Origin of the sequence: Aquimarina rhabdastrellae (genome assembly GCA_947387485.1) — a bacterium.
Classification (GTDB): Bacteria; Bacteroidota; Bacteroidia; order Flavobacteriales; family Flavobacteriaceae; genus Aquimarina.
Genome location: CANDNT010000055.1, coordinates 1 through 1181 on the forward strand (window position 1 = coordinate 1; position 1181 = coordinate 1181).

Here is a 1181-nt window from a genome sequence, read left to right on the forward strand (position 1 = left end):
GGATTGAAGTTTCCATCGCTTACATCACTTACATGTGCTACTACAATGTTTGCTGCTGTATTACAGTTATCTGCCTCATCTATTACTACAGTAATATCTACTGCAGGAACATCTGCTGAACATTCTACTGTAACATTCGCAGGATTACTAGCCGTTGGATCCGTAGTATCATTTACAGTAATCGTTTGGGTTACATCGATACTGTTTCCTGCTTCGTCTGTTACACTATACATTCTTGTAATGACTTCTGGATTGGAGTTTCCATCGCTTACATCACTTACATGAGCTACTACAATGTTTGCTGCTGCTGAACAGTTATCTGCTTCATCAGTAACTACACTAATATCTACTGCAGGCACATCTGCTGAACATTGAACATTCACTGCTGCTGGATTACTAGCTGTTGGATTGGTTGTATCATTTACTGTAATCGTCTGTGTTACATTGATACTGTTTCCATCTTCGTCTGTTACACTATACGTTCTGGTAATTACTTCTGGATTGGAGTTTCCATCGCTTACATCACTTACATGAGCTACTACAATGTTTGCTGCTGCTGAACAGTTATCTGCTTCATCAGTAACTACACTAATATCTACTGTAGGCACATCTGCTGAACATTGAACATTCACTGCCGCTGGATTACTCGCTGTTGGATTGGTTGTATCATTTACTGTAATCGTTTGTGTTACATTAATACTGTTTCCAGCTTCGTCTGTTATACTATACGTTCTGGTAATTACTTCCGGATTGAAGTTTCCATCGCTTACATCACTTACATGTGCTACTACAATGTTTGCTGCTGTATTACAGTTATCTGCCTCATCTATTACTACAGTAATATCTACTACAGGAACATCTGCTGAACATTCTACTGTAACATTCGCAGGATTACTAGCCGTTGGATCCGTAGTATCATTTACAGTAATCGTTTGGGTTACATCGATACTGTTTCCTGCTTCATCGGTTACACTATAAGTTCTGGTAATGACTTCTGGATTGGAGTTTCCATCGCTTACATCACTTACATGAGCTACTACAATGTTTGCTGCTGCTGAACAGTTATCTGCCTCATCAGTAACTACACTAATATCTACTGCAGGTACATCTGCTGAACATTGAACATTCACTGCCGCTGGATTACTCGCTGTTGGATTGGTTGTATCATTTACTGTAATCGT

General features: G+C 39.4%; 1 pseudogene. It reads right to left on the reverse strand.

What is annotated here, in order from left to right:
• Positions 1-1181: pseudogene (locus ACYEKI_RS21210) on the reverse strand (hypothetical protein); the annotation flags it as partial.